Source organism: Ruegeria sp. (assembly GCF_040830605.1).
Classification (GTDB): Bacteria; Pseudomonadota; Alphaproteobacteria; order Rhodobacterales; family Rhodobacteraceae; genus Ruegeria.
On sequence record NZ_JBFOMD010000003.1, the window covers coordinates 440,356 to 458,219 of the forward strand.

Sequence of the window (17,864 nt, forward strand, 5' to 3'; positions counted from 1 at the left end):
TATTCGCCTGAAGTTACCTCCCAGTACGTCCGGCGAGTATTTCGCCCGGCGCGCCTCTCACGCGCCGGGCTTTTTGGTGGGCCCGTAAACCATGCATTTTCTGCATGGCGGGTTTGGAGATTTGTCTGGTGCAGCCATCTGTGGGCAGGCTTATGTGCAGCGTGACTTGTTCAATCCATAACCACTCAATACAGAGCCAACTCCGATGAACTTCGAAACCAACTTTCCTACCCAGAACGAGATCTATGAAATCCAGCGCCGGGCCGCTCAACTCCGGGCCGAGGCTATCAGGAATATGTTCACTGCCGTCGTTGAGGGCATCCGGCATCTATGGCGGCGCGACGTATCGGCCGTGAAAACCGCACCGTCGAATTGACGGCGTAGGTGTTTAGCGCGGTGGCTCGGCTCCGATCATCGGTCACCAGACAAGATGAAGCCCCTTCACCTCGGAAAACACGCTGTCCTTTGAGATTAGCTTCAGCCCGGCCAGCTCGGCCGATGACGCCAGCAACCTGTCAAACGGATCGCGATGATCCCAATCCCTGAGGCTTGCATGCAGACATATCTCAGGTGTGAAAGGCGCGGCGACGCCTCCCTGATTGCGCAGGATATCACCCAGCCCATCGGCATAAGGCTCCATCTCAGGCCATTTGCCAAGCCGCACTTTCTGCCCGATCTCGAAAAAGCTGATGGGGCTGACATAGACCGCATTGGCCAGTTCAATCGCAGTGCGGGCCGGGCGTGACAGCCTGGCATCATCGGCAAACGACCACACCCAGGCGTGTGTGTCGAGCAAGACAGCGCTCATTCCGCGCCTTCCCAGGCCTCCAGCTCATCTTCCGGCAGCGGTTCAAGGAAGTCCGGCACGTCGCCCAGCTTGCCAGCGAGGGCACCGAACTTGAATCCTGATTGCGGGATTGCCACCAGTCGCACGACCGGTTTTGCGCCTTTGGCAATCACAACCTCCTCACCCGCCAGGGCGGCCTCAATCAGCTTGGACAGCTGGCTTTTGGCGGCGTGGACATTGTACTGCATGGCGCAGATCCTCGGTTCAGCGATGTTAGCTACATTAGCTAACTTAGGTGCTCCCACGCAAAAGTCAATTACGGGGGTGCTATCCGCATCCGGTAGCGACGGTGGATCTGGTTGGTTTTCGTTGACAATGGCCGAGGCTGCGGCAAGGTCGTCCCAGGCATTTTTCTAAATTAGTTATACGGTACTGATCTGATGCGTGACAATTCTGAACAGCACCCTGCAAATACCGAGGCACAAGTATTGTACGACGGGCGAAAACCAAAGGTCGCGGTTGTTGCCAGTCTGACCTCTTCGCTGGTCAATTTCCGCCTCGACTTTCTGAAGGAACTGTCGGCCCGGGCCGACGTGATGGCCTGCGCCCCGGACGCACATCCCGAGACCGAGGCGGCACTGGCCGAGCTTGGTATCCACTTCGTGCAGATTCCCATGGCGCGGACCGGCGTGAACCCGGTGCAAGACCTAGCGACCCTGCGCGCGCTCTATGCAGCGTTTCACGCTTTCCGGCCCGATATCGTCTTTCCCTACACGATGAAGCCGATCATCTATGGCGGTCTTGCCGCTCGGCTGGCTCGGGTGCCGCGCCGCTTCGCACTCTGCACCGGGCTGGGTTATGTCTTTGTCGATGACGGTGACAGCGGGCTGAAGAAAAAGCTGATCCGCGCGCTGTCGGTGCAGCTTTATCGCCGTGCGCTGAAAGGCGCCGAGGAAGCCCTGGTCTACAACAATGCCGATGCCGATGAGTTTCGCACCAACCGGCTGATCGGCCCGCAAACGCGACTGGACATCGTGCCGGGCTCGGGCGTCAATCTGGATCGCTACCCGCCGTCGGACCCGCCCAACGGCGCGCCGGTTTTTCTGATGATCGGACGGCTGCTGCGCGACAAGGGCGTGTTCGAATATGTCGAGGCCGCGCGGCTGCTGCGCACCCAGTGGCCCGAGGCGCGCTGTCAGCTGCTGGGGCCGCTCGATGCCAACCCAGCTTCGGTCCAGCCCGAAGATCTCAAGGCGTGGGAGGCCGAGGGGATCATTGAATATCTCGGTGAAACCAGCGACGTGCACCCCTATCTCTCGGCCTGCTCGGTCTTTGTCTTGCCCTCCTATCGCGAGGGGATTTCCCGCACCGTGCTCGAAGCGATGTCGACCGGTCGCGCCATCATCACCTCAGACGCGCCAGGCTGTGCCGAACCGGTGGAGGAGGGGGTGACCGGTTTCGTCACCCCGGTCCGCAACCCGCAGGGATTGGCTGGGGCCATGGCGCGGTTTATGGAGAACCCAAGCCTTGTCGCCCAAATGGGCGCCGCCGCCCGGCGCCATGCCGAGGGTGAATTCGACGTGGCGCGGATCAACACGATTCTGCTGAACAAGCTGGGTCTTTTGCAGGAAGGTGAGGTGCTGAGCAGCGCCTGATCAAACCCGGGAGTGTGATCAAAGGTCGATGCCCAGAACCGCACGGATCGCCTGCGCTGGGTTCACCCGTTCGCGGCGCATATGGGCCTTCACCTCGCGCAATTTTGCGTCCACCAGATACCGGTACCAGAACCCCTGCAGAACATGAAATGCCCGACCTTCGCGCCCGTCCAGAAAACCCAGCCGCAGCACATACCGATAGAGAAAATAGGCCCCCGCCCGCAGACCGGCGGGCAGGCGGGCATAAAGCCGCTCCTTGATCCAGCGCTTGACCCCCGCCTGATCTCCGCGCAGATCGGCGACGCTGTCATGGGGCAGGAAGTGGTATTCGAGGTTCAGCAGGTCCACCACCTCCCGGCTGGCATAGCGGTTGTGTTTGTCGATCCACCAACTGAGCGGATTCAGATTGTCGTCTAGGATTTCGCCCCTGAACGCCGTTACCGGCCCCTCAACCTTGATATGCTCGTCCATCCAGCGGTTCTCGCAGTGACCCGCGCCGTGCCGAAACAGGCGCAGCACGCGGATCGGAAAGACACCACCCCACCGCACCGGCCCGCCCAGAAAGTTCATCCGACGCGCGACGTGGATGCCTTGAATTTCAGACTGCGCCACGGGCAGGTTTTCAAGGATGTCCGTTTTCAGCCCCGGTGTGACAATCTCATCCGCGTCCAGCCGTAGCACCCATTCGGTATCGGCAGGCAGCTGCTCCAATGCCCAGTTGAATTGCGTCGCATAATTGCGCCAGGGATGGCTGAGGACCGTCGCCCCGGCGGATGCCGCGATCTCGCGGGTGCGGTCGGTCGAGCCGCTGTCCACCACAAAAATGCGATCTGCCACGGGGACCGCGGATGCGATTGCGCGCGCAATGTGGCGTTCCTCATCTTGGGTGAGGATGATTGCGGTGAGAGGCACGCTTACCGCTCAGGCCTCCGGACAACAGCGATCATTGACTTGGCCAGCGGCGGGATGCGGCCCACGCGGCGAAAACGGATATCGGTGAACCCGGCCTCCTCAAGCAGCAGGCGCAGGGCGCGGATGGACCAGAACTTGATGTGGCCGTGATCCCAGAGGGCGGTGAAATGCGCATCCATTCGGCCGCTCAGCGCCAGGGCGAGGTTTTTCCAGTAGCCGTGATAGGGGGTTGAGATGATCGCGGTGCCGCCGGGCTCGGTCAGATCGAACAGGGTCCGGGCATAGCGGCGCGGGGCGTAAACATGTTCGACAACCTCCAGGCTGATCACCACCAGATGGCGGCCATAGCGCGCGGTCAGATCGTCATAGGCCGAGCCGGTTTCCAGCCGCAAGCCGGGATGCGACCGGTTCGCCTGCGCGATCCCGTCGGTCGAGGGATCGACGCCAGTGACAGACCAGCCCTCGGCCGCCATTGCAGCGGCCACGCTGCCATTGCCGCAACCCAGATCAAAGAGGGTCGTTGCACCAGGGCGGCGCAACCCGGCTAGTTCTTGCCGCAAGGCCGGCAGCAGGTAACCATGCGAGGTGTTCAGTCCGGCATCTGCGTAGCCATAGCCCGAAATCGGGATGTCTGTGCTCATCGCATTACTCCTCTGCCACAGTTCCGACTTGGCGGGCCGGATTTCCGGCCACGATCAGGTCCGGCTCGATGGATTTCATGACGACTGTCCGGGCGCCGACGATGCTGCGGGCGCCGACTTCGACCCCGGGACCGATGAAAGCCTCCGCCGCGATCCAACTATCCGGCCCGACGGTGATCGGGGGTTTCAGCAGGGGCCGGTCCGCACGGGTATGATCATGTGTGCCGGCGCAGAGATGGGCGCCTTGCGAGATCGTGGCCCGCGCACCGATGGAGATCGGCCCCAGGGCATAGAGGATGGCCCGGTCTCCCACCGCGCAGCCGGGGCTCAGCGTCAGGTTCCACGGCATGGTGATGCGGACCGAAGGATAGACATGTACCTGCGCTCCGACAGTTGCCCCGAAGCAGCGCAGCAACCAGCGCCGCCAGCCCCAGAAGATGCGCGGGCTGAGGCGAAAGGCGGGGCAGGCCAGTGCCCAGAATACCCGCGCGACCTGTTCCCGGCGGGACCACTTGCGCGCATGACGGTTTGCGGCGACGTCGATCATAGAAGGCTCCGGTAGAAATCCAGCATTCTCTGTGCCCGGCTAGGCCAGCCGTGATGCGCCTGCACATAGGCCACGGCCCGCGCGCGCTGTGTTTGTGCCTGTGGGCGGGTCATAGCCCCGACTGCGACCGCAAGCGCCTGTGCGGACCGTTCGGTGCAGACCGCCGCGCCTGCCCGGACCGCCGAGACAGGCACCGAGCCCTGGGTTGCGATCAGCACACCTCCGGCGGCCATCGCCTCAAGCGCGGTGTTGGAGTTGTTCTCGAACTCAGAGGACATCAGAACGGCGTCGGCGCCGCGCAGCAAGAGATGTTTGCGAGTGTCGAATACGGGCCCGTGCACGTGCAGATGTGGCGCCATGCCAAGATCGCAGGCCAGCGTCCGTAACCGCGCCAGATCGCCGCCATCCGGGCCAACGAGGTGCAGCACCGCATCCAAGCCGAAGACGCGCAGGTGCTGCAGCGCCCGGAGCTGCAGGTCGATTCCCTTGATCCGGTTCAGTCGCCCCAGAAACAGCAGGTTGAGCTGCGCAGGCCCCGCGCCGAAAGTGACCGCGCGCGCCTCGTCCGGAGTCATCCGCGCGTCCGGGATCTCGACCCCGTTATCCACCACCAGCGCGGGCGCCGAGCCGTGACCAGTCAGGCTGTGCTGCGCCTCTTCGGCGCTTTGAAAGTGGAACCCGGCTATTCCGGCCAGCTGCCGATGCCCCACGAGCGTGCCGAAAAGGCGCTTAGTCAGGGGCGACGAATAGGCGATGGCCTCCTTGTGTAGGCAGCCGCGCGGGGACAGCACCACCGGCTTCCCGGCGCGGCGAGCGGCATGAAGCAAGGTGGCGGCAAACGCATTCCAATAGGAATGGACGTGGACGATATCCGCCCCTGCCACGGCCCGGGTGATCCGGCGAAACGACTCGGCGCAGGGCAACCAATGGCGGTCATGCAGGAACTCCACCGGATGCCGGGCGGCAAGGCTGGATAGCTGGGGCTCGTTCGGATCCGGCCTGCACATCACCGCCACTTTTGCTGGCGCCTGATCGAGTGCTGAAAGGCCCGAGACCAGCCCCGCAACGCTCTGGCTGGGACCGCCATGGCGCAGATCAAGCGAGGGGATGCCATGCAGGATACGCAGCGGATTGTGGGTGTGTGCGGTCATTCGGCGTCGAACAGGGGCAAATTGCGCGCGGCAGGACAGATCGTGTGCAGTCGGTGCTGTTCGGTTCGGATCAGCGCCTCACTGCGATCATCGAACCAATCGAAAGCGCGGGCGCTTGGCGGAGTAATCGTTGTCGGAGCATCTGTACCCGGCGGTGCCTTCATGAGCTCACGCAGGCGGGCCCGGTCGCAGTGGCCGTCAAGACCTTTGATACGGCGGGCGAGTTGCTTTGCCATGCCGTCGGCGGAGCGGGAATAGACCAACACTGCCTCGGCGCCGAACCTGTCAAAGGCCGCCGCGACATGGCAGGCCCAGCGGGACGGGGCCTCGTGCGGGCGCGCCAGTTCGGCTTGCAGAAAGGCAGTGAACCGGTCGCGCAGTGCATCAGCGGGGCCGAGAGCGGCGTCGGTCAGACTGTATCGTTTGACAAAGAGAGAGACGAACAGGGCGCGCGGAGGCCGGACCAGATAGAAGACGCGGAACAAGGCGCCAAGACGCAGATCGTGAGTGTGCAGGACCTGCGGGTAGAGTTGCGGCCACCTGTAGTGGCGTGGGACGGGCAAACCGTAATATGCGGCCAATACCTCGCTGATCCATGACGTGCCCGAGCGCGGATAGCCGCAAACAGCCACCGACCGGTGGCGCGCCAGCGTCGTGGAATAGATCCGCGTGGCGTGGCTGGACAACCCCCGCGACAGCCACAGGGCGGTGCCTTTGCGCGCGGCTCGGGCGGGTGCGGGGAAGGTCAGCGGGCTGCCCCCGGGCCAAATGCGCGGAGTGTTGGGACGCCCCTGAGCACCGTGCGCAAGAGTGTTCGGGCGGACAGAAAGACCAACGGCAGGGTCAGCATCCGATGCAGAGCCTGCACCCCGTAGAACATGGTGTAAAAAGTCGAAGCCGCGGCCAGCAGCACCAGTATCGTCATCAGCGTGTCGCCCCGTGCTGCGGCCCGTTGCGCAATCCGATCATTGAGCGCGGCGATGGCGCCAAAATAGGCTCCAATCCCGGCCACCGTGTCCAACCCTCCGACAAAGAACAGTTCGGCCGGGACTAGGAAACCGCCGCCATGGGTGACGTAATCTGACAGCAGCACGGGGCCGTTGTAGGTCTCAATGCCCAGAAAATGCAGCAGACCCGAGGGGACGATCTGTATCAGCAGCGTCAAGGCGAACGCAGGCAGACCGCCAGGCAGGGGCTCCAGCCCTGACAGCCGAATATCGATGGCATGGGCCGTGTGGGCGATGGACTGGGGAAGCAAGTCGATCTCTTCCAGAAAACTCGCGCTGGATAGGGGGGCATTCCCCCAGGACCGCAGGGCCGAGATCTGATCCAGCAGAACCAGCATTCCGGCACCCAGCACCGCCATTTCCGCAACGGTACGCAGGGTGAACCGTGGCTGGGCCTGCAGGCGACAGGCGTAAAGGCCGAGGGTGAGAAACAACAGCGACCCGCGATCTCCGGCAAGCACATAGTGCAGAGCGGTCAGCCAGAACACGGTCATGGCCAGTCGGGTATGCAGGTGCAGCGTCCGGGCCCGGAGCACGGCGATCAGCAGAAGCAGATTGGCAACAGCGCCCGCCCCACCCAGCGGGATAAGGGCGAACAGGCCTTTGTTCTGCGGATAGGGCGCAAACAGCCACCAACCGTCCGCCGACACCGCCGTGAGGGCGGCACCGAGGACAAGAGGCACAAGTACCGCATTGCTGCGTTTCGCGATTTGGTTCGGAGCGGCAGGCAACCCGGACATCACCCGCGTCACGACGAACTGGCCCAGCTGGAAACAAACCGCGAAGGTAGCGATCATTGCGCAATTTGCGACCACAAACCCGGCCCGCAGATGTGAGAAGACGCGCACCTGCGCAACCGTGTCGGCATAGTCGATGGCCAGTAGATAGAGCGTATACGCGAGCAGTGCCGCGAGCACGCAGGCCGAACACAGCCGACGGCGACGTAGGTGCAGAAACACCAGCAACGCAAGCGTAGCACTCAAAGGAAACTGATATTCAGGAAGGACGATCATGTCCGCGCATATGTGACGGGGCCAGCCGGGTGATGATCCAGATAAGATACAAGGCGGCATGTGCCACCTGTGCCGCGACAACACCCCAGATCCCGATCCATGCGGCGCCGAGTAATGACAGGAAAATCCCGGTCAGGGCCGAGGCAACCTTGGGGGCGATCAATGCCTTGGTATCCTGTCTGCCCAGGATGGTCAGAGTGAGGACTTCTCCGGTCGCAATCAGGCCAGCGGCGAGTACGAGCCAGGGCAGGTAGATCGAAGCTGATTGAAATTCGATCCCCACGGCGAGGGCGAAGATTTCGGCATGCCAGACGGAGGTCAGGGCAAAGCCCGCAAGCGTTGCGCTCAGGGCGAGGAGGCCGATCCGCTTCAGCTTTGATAGCTCTGTTTCACCATTGCTAATGCCGTCGAAAAGAACTGGCGTAAAAAACCTGAGAAACGCCGCAAGAGCGATTCGCGCCGGGCCAAATGTGAGTTGTGCGGCCACCGCATATAGGCCGACGGCTGTCCCGGTGGCAAAGATATCGAGTGCCCAGCGATCGACCGAAAGCTGCGCCCAGACAAACGGGGACCAAACATAGATTGGCCAAGCATAGGCCAGAAAATCGTGATGAGTTGCATCGGCCTTTTCGGAGCCATCGGGGCTGTCGGTTAAGCGAGACATGGCGGCCAGCGACACTAGAACGATCAAGCTAGACAGAGCATAGACGGTGAAGAAGGCTAAAAGGCTCGGGCCGAAGACCTGTCCGGCAACGCACACGCCGCCGACCCGCAGCCAGACATCGGCCATTTGGTGCAATGCCACGACGCGGCGGGCGCGACGAGCGTTGTGAAAAGCGACGAGCGCGCTCACAGAACCGTTCAGGAGTGAGTAGGGCAACAACATCAGGGCGATTGCCGCCCATTCGGGGCGGGCACTTGCGAAGAAAGCCAGGGCGAGCAAGAGCAGAGCCATGCACCAGAAGCCAGATAGCCACAAAAGCACGCGCCTGCCGGTTTGAAGATAATTGGCGAGCTCTCCGCCCGCGTGCGTTGGAGCGTAGAGCCGCGCGATCGCCATGTTCAACCCACCGAAAACCGCGGTCTGGCCAAAGCCAAACAGGGTCATCGCCAGCGCGAGCTGCCCGTATCCTACTGGCGAGAGCAAACCGGTCTGCACCCGCACCAGCGCCAGCGTGCCGGTCAGCACTCCAACCTGACCCAACACGACCCACAACGCCTCACCCCGCAGGCGCCGGGGGCGTGCGGTCAATAGAATCGATCCGGTCAACGGGTTGGCATCGTCCGTGTTAGGTGGCCTGCGTCAGAGACGCAGGTCGCTGGCCTCTCGTGGTAGGCAGGATTTGACATCGAACAGCACATTCTCGGCCTTGCCAAAGGCGCGGAGCTGGGCAGCATCAAGCGCCAGGAATTCCTTGTGCGCAACGGCCAGAACGATGCCGTCATAGGCGCCCGATTGCGGCTCGGACACCAGAGAGATGCCGTATTCCGCCTGAGCCGCAGCCGCGTCAACATGCGGGTCGTGCACGTCGACTTCGATACCGTAACTTTGCAGCTCTTCCACGATATCGACGACGCGGGTGTTGCGCAGATCCGGGCAGTTCTCCTTGAAGGTCAGGCCCAGCACCAGCACGCGCGCAGCGCCGACATTGATCCCCTTCTGGGTCATCCGTTTGACCAGTTGCGAGACGATATGGCTGCCCATTCCGTCGTTCAACCGACGCCCCGCCAGAATGATCTGCGGGTGATGGCCCACGGCCTCGGCCTTGTGGGTCAGATAGTAGGGATCGACGCCGATGCAGTGCCCACCGACCAGACCGGGACGGAAGGGTAAAAAGTTCCACTTGGTGCCCGCCGCCTGCAGCACTGCCTCGGTGTCGATGCCCATGCGGCCAAAGATGATCGCCAGTTCGTTGACCAGAGCTATGTTCAGATCGCGCTGGGTGTTCTCGATCACCTTGGCGGCTTCGGCCACGCGGATGCTTTCGGCTTTGTGGGTCCCGGCCTCGATGATCCGTCCATAAAGCGCATCGACCAGATCGGCGATCTCTGGCGTCGAGCCAGAGGTGACCTTGCAGATATTCGGCAGGCGGTGTTGCTTGTCGCCAGGGTTGATCCGCTCAGGGCTGTAACCGGCAAAGAAGTCTGTGTTGAACGTTAGGCCCGAGACCCGTTCCAACACCGGCACGCAATCCTCTTCGGTTGCGCCGGGATAGACGGTGGATTCGTAGATCACCAGATCGCCGGGCTTCAGCACATCGCCCACGGTTTCCGAGGCGTGGATCAGCGGCGTCAGGTTCGGGCGCTTGTTCGCGGTGATCGGGGTGGGAACGGTGACGATGAAGACGTTGCAATCGGCGATACCGGCAGGGTCGGTGGTGAAGGACAGCTGCGCGGCCTCGGCCAGTTCGTCCGGTTCGACCTCCAGCGTCGAATCCTGACCGCGTTTCAACTCGTCAATGCGGCCGGGATTGACGTCAAAGCCGACAACAGGACCGGTTTTACCAAAGGCCACCGCCAGCGGCAGGCCAACATAGCCCAGGCCGATCACGGCAATTTTCAAAGAGTTAATATCTGGTAGCGTCATGAAACAAACTCGTCCAAGTCACTTGTTGTGGTAGTCACGGAACCACTCGACAAATCGTGCGATCCCGTCGCGGAAATCCGTTTGCGGCGCATAGCCGGTCAGGCTTTTCAGCAAAGACGTATCTGCCCAGGTGGCGGGCACATCGCCCATCTGCATGGGCATGTAGTTTCGGATCGCCTTCTTGCCGAGCGCATCTTCAATCGCGTCGATGAAATCCAGCAGACGCACCTTGTCCCCGTTGCCGATATTGACGACGCGGAAGGGACCGACCGGTGACAGGCTGTCGCCCTCTTCGATGTCCTTTTTTCGCTCGGGGCAAACAGGGGCCGCATCGATCAGCAGACGGATGCCCCGGACCAGATCGTCCACATAGGTGAAATCGCGGTACATGTTGCCATGGTTGTAGATGTCGATCGGACGGTCATCGAGGATCGCATCCACGAACTTGTAAAGCGCCAGATCAGGCCGCCCCCAGGTGCCGTAGACGGTAAAGAACCGGAACATGGTGGTGGGCAGGTTCCACAGGTGGGCATAGGAGTGGCCCATGGCCTCGTTCGCCTTTTTGGTGGCCGAGTAGATGGTCAACTGGGTGTCGGCTTTTTCGACTTCGGTGAACGGCATGTCTTCGTTGGCGCCATAAACCGACGAGGTCGAGGCCATCAGCAGATGCTCAACCTTGTGCACCCGCGCCACCTCCATCACGTTGAAAGTGCCGACTACGTTTGAATCGATATAGCTGCGCGGATTTTCCAGGCTGTAGCGAACACCGGCCTGCGCGGCCAGATGCACGATCACATCCGGTTCGAACTCGTCCGCCACCTGCATCAGGCGTTTGTGGTTTTCCAGCAGGTCCTCGGTGGCCGAAAATCCCGGGGTCTGCAGCAGCATCTGATGGCGGCGCTGTTTCAGGGTGACGTCGTAATAGTCCGTCATCCCGTCATAACCGTGCACGCGGAACCCTTCGGACAGCAGCAGTTTGGCAAGGTGGAACCCGATAAAACCAGCGGTTCCGGTTACAAGCACTTTTTTCATTACATTCCTCATGTTCTGCGCGGAAAGAGGGGGAGCAATCAGTTCCGCGGCAGGGTCAATGTCTTGATCTATTGGTAAAGGTTAATTCGTGCACGCGACAGCCCTCAAAGCGTGCTGGCCACACAGTCAACACACCAGATTCCGCTGTCGCGTCCCGCACATGATGCCGGGATGTGTTTCGATACTGGATTGGAGAAAATGCAGTAGAACTGCTGTTCTAATGTCCATGTTACACAAACTCATACATACTCAACTTTTAAAACTCTGATGCGGGCAACAAACGTCCACAACGCTCGGGGAAGAATTCCACGACACATTAACTATGGGTCCTCGTTACCGCTTGTACCACACAAAAATCAATCTTTTCCCGCGCAGAATATACTGAATTGTACATCCGGCAGAGTCGAATTCTGACGTTAGGGAAAGTTTTTCGGCGAGATATCATCAGCTTGCTGCATCCAGCCCGGCGTTCAACAGGGACGGCAGGAACTGGTCCAGCGCCCGGCCCCATGAGGTTATGGGCTGTTCCTGGATGAACACGATGTCGTCGGGCCGCATCTCCATCCGGGCCGCAAGCGCTAGGGCCGCCGGGTTGCGCGCGTCCAGATGCCACGCGGTCACCGCACCGAATTCTTCGGGATGGGTCGAGCTGCGCAGCACGTAGATATGCGAGGCATCGGCCGTGCGGGTGCTATAGCCGCCCTGTGAGAACAGCGCGTCGGTCAGTTTGAGCTGCTGATTGTAGGGCAGGGGGATACGGGCGTTGTTCCGGAACTCTCCGCCAAGATAGATGTAGTCGCGCCCCTCAGCGTCAAGCTGCACCCGGTCCTGAAAGTTGTCGCGGGTTTCCTCTAACTGATCGCGGCGCAGGTCGACCTCAAGGTCCAATTCTGTCAGCGCATCGGCCCGGGCTTGCCGGTTCAGGCTGATCACGTCGACCCGCTCACGATAGAACCTTAGCGCTCGGTCTAGGTCGTAACTGGTATCGACATAAACCGCATCGCCGTTCAGCAAATTCAAGCGTTGCAGATCGGGACGTCGCAGATAGTCCTCAAGCGGTATCTGATACAGATCGCCGGTGCGGTAGATGCGGATCGAGGCATATTCGCGGTCGCGCAGAGTGATGCCACCGGCGGTGGTGATCGCCTCGCCCAAGGTCAGCGGGCTCAGCGCGACCGGCACGATGCGAGGGCTGGCCACGCCGCCGCCGACAGCCACGCGCTTGGAGTTGAACTCGGCCACGTCCAGCGAAAAGGCCGGGTCGATCTGGCGGGCGATCAGGGCATCGAACAGGGCGGCCTCAGCATCCTTCAGCGACAGGCCTGCCATCCGCACCGGGCCGATATCGGGGATCGAGATTGCGCCGTCATCGCGCACGGTATAGCCTTCGCGCCGGTTCTGGGTGGCGAGCAGGCCGCTCAGGTCGTTCGCGGACCCGGTGTTGCGGGTGGCCAGCGTGACCACGTCCCCGACGCCGATCCGGTAGGGCGGCGGCATCACTTGCGGTGGGGCGCGTAGCTCCAGCGGTTTGGGGGCAAGTTCGGGCACGACTGGCTGTTCTGGCAAGCGTCCGGAAAAGCGCAGACCGCTGCCGGTTCCAGCGGTTTGATAGAAGGCCTGCGGCAGGCTGCGCGGGGTGTAGGGCGTGGTTTTGTTAGCCACCAGAACCGTCTGCGCGGTCAACAGCACCTCGCGCACTGCGACACCGTCGAGCTGGTTCGAAACACGCGGGCTGGTGTAGGTGACGCCACAGGCGGCCAGCGTCAGGCAGGCGGCCAGCAGCCCGGCGCTTGCCCGGGTTCGGGGGATCATCCGTTTCATGTTCGCTCCGTTGCTTGCGGCCTCATCGGATCAGCCGTTCGGTCGTCAGATAGCCCGCGCCCGGACTGACCCATTGCCGTGTTTTCCACCAAAACCCGTCCGGCCCGCGCCAGTAGATATTGGTCAGTGTGAGGCCGGGTGAGACACAGCTCTCCTCGACTCGGGTGGTGTCCTGAGGCCGGTCGAAGATGACGATCCGCTCGGCCCACGTGCCGGATCGCTGGCACTGAAAGGCGCGGTGGACGGTTTGGTATTCGCCGCTCAGATAAGTGTGGAAGCGCTCGTAATATCCGGCGCTTTGGCCCTCCAACATGGCCAGCGTGCCGCCGACATCCGCACTCATCAGATCATGCCCAAGGCCCCGGCTTGCCACCAGTACCCCTTGCCGGAACGACAGCGACACAAGATCGCCCGAAGCCCAGGTCCGCACAGTCCCATTGCGGCTGGACGGAGCCAGCGTAGCGGCGGTCTCAAGATCCCCCAATTCGGCCAGAAGCAAGGGGCCGTCGCTGGCGTTCAACCCCTCGCGTGTCAGCACCTGACGTGGATGCGGCGCCTTTTGCGCACAGGCGGTCAGCAGCAGGCACAGCAGAAGGAACCTTATCGCCAGAACCGGCCCCAGTTGTTCTGCAGGTCGCGCCCGCGCAGCCCCCGCACCGTCTCATAAAGACGTCCGGCGACTTCGAGCCTGGCGCCGCCGTCACGCTGCACCGGGCGCAGGACAGTGGTGAAATCGTCGCGTGTGGGCTCGCCTGAAATCCAGTCGATGGGAATGGTGACCACGATGCCCTTGTCGAATGAGCCCTCGCCGAATTCGCTGGCCGATACATTGGTGAACGTAGCAAAAGCGCCCACTTTCCAGCCGTTCTTGAACTCGCGATCCAGCGCGATGGTGGTACCCCAATCGCCTGCCAGATAGCGCCCGGCATCGACGCGCAGGTGATAGCCGTTGTTGAACTGCCAGTAACCAATCGCGTGGCCGGTGGCGACCCGGTAGTCCTGAAAGCCGAAGAGCTGATCGAAATCCCGCTGGCGGACATAGTTCAGCTCGACTCCAAAACCGAACCGGCTGTTCAGCGGTTTCCACAGAAGCTCGGCCGAAAGGCCGCCGAACATCGGTTCCAGATATCCCAGCGTCACCCGGCCATAGAGGTCGCGGCCCGGCTGGAAATATTGCGCGCCGGTGAGTTCGGTGATCGCTGGATCACCTTCGCGGTCGTAAATGGCGAAGTCGCTGCGCACATGCGGCAGCACCGAATCCGAGGGGCGGGTGGACCCGTCGAGATTGCCCACCAACCGCTTGCGCACCGCGCCGCGAAGGATCAGTCCGCGGGCCGGTTCCAGCGTGGCGCGCGCCTCAACCCCAAAATCCAGCCGCACCGGTTCATCCGGGTCGAACAGCGCCGGTTGCAGATAGGGGCCAAAGCTCGGTCGGAACATCGGATAGCTGTCAGCAAGCGGGGGCTCGGCCCGTTCCAGCGAGTCAATCCGGGCGCGGGCATAACTGGACCAGCTGTTGTCGAACTCATATTCCAACGCCTCCAGATCCGAGCGGCTCAGCGTCACCTGAGTGGGCGTCAACCCGTTGACCATCGGCACGATTTCGAAGGTTTCAATCCTTGGCGGCAGGATGCCGGTAAGCGCGCGGGCCGTGCGGCCGATATCCTGCCCCGACCGGGTGCGAGAGGTGCCGCGAAACACAACCCGTGCAGTGTCTCCGGTGATCTGCAGAGAGTGAAGTTCGAGATCAACCGCCGCCAGCGCCCGGGTCGCCCGCTCGCTAAGGTCGTCGCCCTTTACATCCTCGGGCGCCCAACCAAGCTGTGCAGCGTCAAGTGTCCGCACCACAATTGGCGGCGGGGCCTTGTCCCGAGTCCCGCCGTTGGGCGGGTCCTTGGGATTGAGCGCGATAGACAGGTTCACGCCCAGTTCAGAGCCGTAAAGGTAGTTGAAGGACAGATGTTTGCCGGGCCGCAGCCGGTATGTGGCGCCGATGTTGACCGGAATCCTGCGCTCAAAGGCGATGCCGTCCTCTTGCGGATAGGCGTCCGAAGAATACTCGGCGGTCAGCTTCAGCCGGTCGCTGGCCTGCCATTCGACCCCGCCAAACAGGGCGGCGGGCCCCCGAAACCAGTTCTGCGCCTCAAGCTTGCCGCCCTCGTCCCCCAGCCGGCCTGGGCGGGTGTCCATCCGGCCGCCCAAAACATAGGACAGTGGGTTGCGGAACGAACCCGCGCTGCCCAGACGGCCCCAGCCGATACCTCCGGTCACTCGTATCGACGGACGCACGGTTTTCGAGGCCACCAGGTATTCCGACTGATAGATGCCGGTGCCAAAGAAATCGTTAAGCCCCACTGCAACCGCCGGCCTGCGCCGGGTTTCATCAAGAAACCGGTAGTGGAGCGAAAAGCTGCGGTCATAGATGAAATCCCGCACGGGGGCGCCGGGGGAGGGGCCTCGGATATCGTAGAGGTTTGAATAGCGGAAACTGCCCGACAGGCGTGGTGTGATCTGGAAGGTCAGCGTTGTCCGGGTGGTGTTGCGGAAATGACTGACGTTAAGGGCAAGCTCGGCATCCGGGCGGCTATGGGCCGAGGGCATGTCGATAAGGCCGGGATAGCCATAAGTGTTGTATGTCGTGGTGATTTCAGGCTCACTTGAGGCGGGCAGGGCGGAGAACCCGCTTAGCACAGCCGCCAGTGCGCAGACCCGAGCGTCAGGCATGGCGGCGACTGTCACCTTCGACAAGGTTCAATCCGGTCGTGTGCACAGGTAGGAACTGGCCTATCTTGCGGGCGTTTTTCTGAAACAAAGTACCGAGGCCACCAACTCCGTTGCTCCGCAGAGCCCGGTAATCTTCGCAGCTCTTGCGCAGGATTTGCCCCGGTGACCGGTTGCTCACGCCGCCAAGGCGCATCCGAACCATGACTTGGGGCAGATAGGCCAGCCGAATACGTCCGTGCCATAGCCAACGCAGCATGGCCTCGTAATCCGCCGCGATCCGATAGGACGTATCATAGGCACCCATCGCCTCGAACACCTCGCGCCGCAGGTAGAGCGTAGGGTGCGGCGGCATCCAGCCCCGCCGCAGCAACGCTCGGCGATACGGCCCAGCCCGCCAACGCCGGACCACACAGGCGTTGCGCGCCGAAACGTAGTTGAGATCGCCGTAAACGCCATGCACTTTCGGGTTCCGAAATGCCCCGGCCACTTGGGTCAGCACATCCACGTCGGCAAAAACGTCATCGGAATGCATCAGCCCGATCACATCGCCACGACACCGCAAGATACCCTGGTTGATAGCGTCGTAAAGTCCGCCATCCGGGGCGCTCTCCAGCGAAATCGTTCCGCTCTGCGCGCGCAGAATCTCCAGTGTCCCGTCGGTCGACCCGCCATCCTGCACCACATGCTCCACGTCCTGCCAGCTTTGAGCGGCAACGCTGTCCAACGCCTCTTGGACCGTCGCGGCGCGGTTGAGGACCGCGGTGACGACCGATATTTTCAGGTCTCCGCCTCCTTGCGGCGGGTCCGGACCTCGGGGATTTCGAAAAGTAGTCCATAACAATCCCGGCGGTCGGTGACGAAACGGATACCGTGCGCCTCGAACACGGTGCGCAGGCGATCCAGGTTACCTTTGCGGGATTGCGGGACCCCATCCACCATCTCGTATCGGGTGATCGTAGCGCTACCAACACCAGAGGCTTCAGCCAATGCCCGGACAGACCAGTTTAGAACGCCACGTGCGGCGCGTATTTGCTTTCCGGTCAACCGAGGGTCCGGCGCAGGGATTTTCGATTTGTCGTCAGTCATCGGAAAGTGGCTGGCTCGAAGCACAGACCCGGCGATTATCATACCTGTCAGGCGAAGAGATGCCCACGGCTACCGCACCGGAAGAGACCAGGATTGTCCCTACCCGAAATCGGCGCGTGGTTTCCCATTGGATTAGCCGATTACGAGCAGAATTCAATCGTTAAAGTTGTATCATCCAAAATATCTTCCACCTTAAGCTCATAGGTGTGATGGGAATGCCATCACTACCACGCCGTCTGACAGTGGCATCTGGCATCGAACGCCTCAGGCAGGCTCTCCGCCAAACCCAATTGCAGCACCGGTGATCTTCGTCTCTCGCATATTGCCGCTCTCCAAAAAACACGTGTTGCGTCAATGTCTTTACGCCTGACTTGGCGCAACCTTTGCCTCCCACATTAGTAGAATTTTAACTTTTGCCCTTAACCGTCGCGGAACAATGTGGAGTTCCCCAATGTCTTCAAGAGTTTTTGCTTTGGCGACCGTTCTACTCCTGCCACTGAACGCACAGGCGCAGGAGAGTTCTGCTATGGATGTGGCCCTGAAGCAGGCAGCGTGCGGTGATAAACAGATAATCCGGGCCAAGTGGGCAGGGGACAGGCGTCTTAAAGTCACCTGCTCTAGCAGGTCGCCCGTAAAACGGCCCGCATCGAATGCCCCGAACGTCACTCCCGGCGCCACAAACTTGGTCGGGTTTTTGGCACCAGCCCTCGGCCTCGGTGCCGCGGCCGCTGCCGTAGCCGCTGGCTCCGGGTCCGCCAACTCGACGAACAACACATCGGTGAACAACTAGGAGTTCAGCTTTGAACGGAGCAACTCGGGTACCCCAAGGTGATAATCTGACGTCCGGATATGCGAAAGAACCCGGTGCGGCGATAGCGCCCGCGATCCATGTACCAAGCTC

At 61.7% G+C, this 17,864-nt stretch carries 19 protein-coding genes; 2 read left to right on the forward strand and 17 right to left on the reverse strand.

Going from position 1 to position 17,864, the window contains the following annotated elements; all coding sequences use genetic code 11:
- Positions 1-13: 13 nt before the first annotated feature.
- Complete coding sequence (locus tag AB3N21_RS06060; RefSeq protein WP_367934500.1) at positions 14-328, reverse strand: hypothetical protein; 315 nt, start codon at positions 326-328, stop codon at positions 14-16.
- On the opposite strand from AB3N21_RS06060, the gene AB3N21_RS06065 reads away from it, so the two are divergent.
- A complete protein-coding gene (locus AB3N21_RS06065) occupies positions 287-376 on the forward strand; it encodes a hypothetical protein (protein WP_367934496.1) in 90 nt (29 codons plus the stop codon). The two genes, AB3N21_RS06060 and AB3N21_RS06065, sit on opposite strands and share 42 nt — an antisense overlap.
- A 42-nt stretch (positions 377-418) precedes the next feature.
- Here the strand turns inward: AB3N21_RS06065 and AB3N21_RS06070 are convergent, their stop codons facing one another.
- Both AB3N21_RS06070 and AB3N21_RS06075 read right to left on the reverse strand, forming a co-directional pair.
- Complete coding sequence (locus AB3N21_RS06070; protein ID WP_367934366.1) at positions 419-808, reverse strand: type II toxin-antitoxin system VapC family toxin; 390 nt, start codon at positions 806-808, stop codon at positions 419-421.
- On the reverse strand, positions 805-1,035 hold the full coding sequence (locus AB3N21_RS06075; protein ID WP_171173365.1) for a type II toxin-antitoxin system Phd/YefM family antitoxin: 231 nt from the start codon (positions 1,033-1,035) through the stop codon (positions 805-807). Before AB3N21_RS06075 ends, AB3N21_RS06070 begins: the two co-directional genes overlap by 4 nt.
- A gap of 192 nt (positions 1,036-1,227) precedes the next feature.
- Between AB3N21_RS06075 and AB3N21_RS06080 the strand changes: the two genes are divergently transcribed.
- Positions 1,228-2,442, forward strand: a complete 1,215-nt coding sequence (locus tag AB3N21_RS06080) for a glycosyltransferase family 4 protein (protein ID WP_367934367.1) — start codon at positions 1,228-1,230, stop codon at positions 2,440-2,442.
- 18 nt (positions 2,443-2,460) lie between these two features.
- On the opposite strand, the gene AB3N21_RS06085 is transcribed toward AB3N21_RS06080, so the two are convergent.
- From AB3N21_RS06085 to AB3N21_RS06150, 14 genes are all read right to left on the reverse strand, one after another.
- Entirely contained in the window at positions 2,461-3,354 is an 894-nt protein-coding gene (locus tag AB3N21_RS06085) for a glycosyltransferase family 2 protein (protein ID WP_367934368.1), read from the reverse strand.
- Positions 3,355-3,356: 2 nt separating this feature from the next.
- Positions 3,357-3,995: a class I SAM-dependent methyltransferase gene (locus AB3N21_RS06090; RefSeq protein ID WP_367934369.1), complete on the reverse strand. Its 639-nt coding sequence runs from the start codon at positions 3,993-3,995 to the stop codon at positions 3,357-3,359.
- Between the two features lie 4 nt (positions 3,996-3,999).
- Positions 4,000-4,542 (reverse strand): acetyltransferase, encoded by a 543-nt coding sequence (locus AB3N21_RS06095; protein WP_367934370.1) that lies wholly within the window; start codon positions 4,540-4,542, stop codon positions 4,000-4,002.
- Complete coding sequence (locus tag AB3N21_RS06100; protein ID WP_367934371.1) at positions 4,539-5,693, reverse strand: glycosyltransferase; 1,155 nt, start codon at positions 5,691-5,693, stop codon at positions 4,539-4,541. The genes AB3N21_RS06095 and AB3N21_RS06100 overlap by 4 nt, the downstream gene beginning before the upstream one ends.
- Positions 5,690-6,379: a hypothetical protein gene (locus AB3N21_RS06105; protein WP_367934372.1), complete on the reverse strand. Its 690-nt coding sequence runs from the start codon at positions 6,377-6,379 to the stop codon at positions 5,690-5,692. Before AB3N21_RS06105 ends, AB3N21_RS06100 begins: the two co-directional genes overlap by 4 nt.
- Positions 6,380-6,438: 59 nt before the next feature.
- On the reverse strand, positions 6,439-7,713 hold the full coding sequence (locus tag AB3N21_RS06110; RefSeq protein WP_367934373.1) for a hypothetical protein: 1,275 nt from the start codon (positions 7,711-7,713) through the stop codon (positions 6,439-6,441).
- Entirely contained in the window at positions 7,697-8,983 is a 1,287-nt protein-coding gene (locus AB3N21_RS06115) for a lipopolysaccharide biosynthesis protein (RefSeq protein WP_367934374.1), read from the reverse strand. Before AB3N21_RS06115 ends, AB3N21_RS06110 begins: the two co-directional genes overlap by 17 nt.
- 33 nt (positions 8,984-9,016) lie before the next feature.
- Entirely contained in the window at positions 9,017-10,300 is a 1,284-nt protein-coding gene (gene tviB, locus AB3N21_RS06120; RefSeq protein ID WP_367934375.1) for a Vi polysaccharide biosynthesis UDP-N-acetylglucosamine C-6 dehydrogenase TviB, read from the reverse strand.
- Between the two features lie 18 nt (positions 10,301-10,318).
- Positions 10,319-11,332, reverse strand: a complete 1,014-nt coding sequence (locus AB3N21_RS06125) for an NAD-dependent epimerase/dehydratase family protein (protein ID WP_367934376.1) — start codon at positions 11,330-11,332, stop codon at positions 10,319-10,321.
- 444 nt (positions 11,333-11,776) lie between these two features.
- A complete protein-coding gene (locus AB3N21_RS06130) occupies positions 11,777-13,153 on the reverse strand; it encodes a polysaccharide biosynthesis/export family protein (RefSeq protein WP_367934377.1) in 1,377 nt (458 codons plus the stop codon).
- A gap of 22 nt (positions 13,154-13,175) precedes the next feature.
- A complete protein-coding gene (locus AB3N21_RS06135; protein WP_367934378.1) occupies positions 13,176-13,691 on the reverse strand; it encodes a YjbF family lipoprotein in 516 nt (171 codons plus the stop codon).
- A 62-nt stretch (positions 13,692-13,753) separates the two neighbouring features.
- Positions 13,754-15,877, reverse strand: a complete 2,124-nt coding sequence (locus AB3N21_RS06140; RefSeq protein WP_367934379.1) for a YjbH domain-containing protein — start codon at positions 15,875-15,877, stop codon at positions 13,754-13,756.
- Positions 15,870-16,718 (reverse strand): glycosyltransferase family 2 protein, encoded by an 849-nt coding sequence (locus AB3N21_RS06145; RefSeq protein WP_367934380.1) that lies wholly within the window; start codon positions 16,716-16,718, stop codon positions 15,870-15,872. The genes AB3N21_RS06140 and AB3N21_RS06145 overlap by 8 nt, the downstream gene beginning before the upstream one ends.
- Positions 16,655-16,963: a hypothetical protein gene (locus tag AB3N21_RS06150; protein WP_367934381.1), complete on the reverse strand. Its 309-nt coding sequence runs from the start codon at positions 16,961-16,963 to the stop codon at positions 16,655-16,657. Before AB3N21_RS06150 ends, AB3N21_RS06145 begins: the two co-directional genes overlap by 64 nt.
- Positions 16,964-17,864 lie beyond the last annotated feature (901 nt).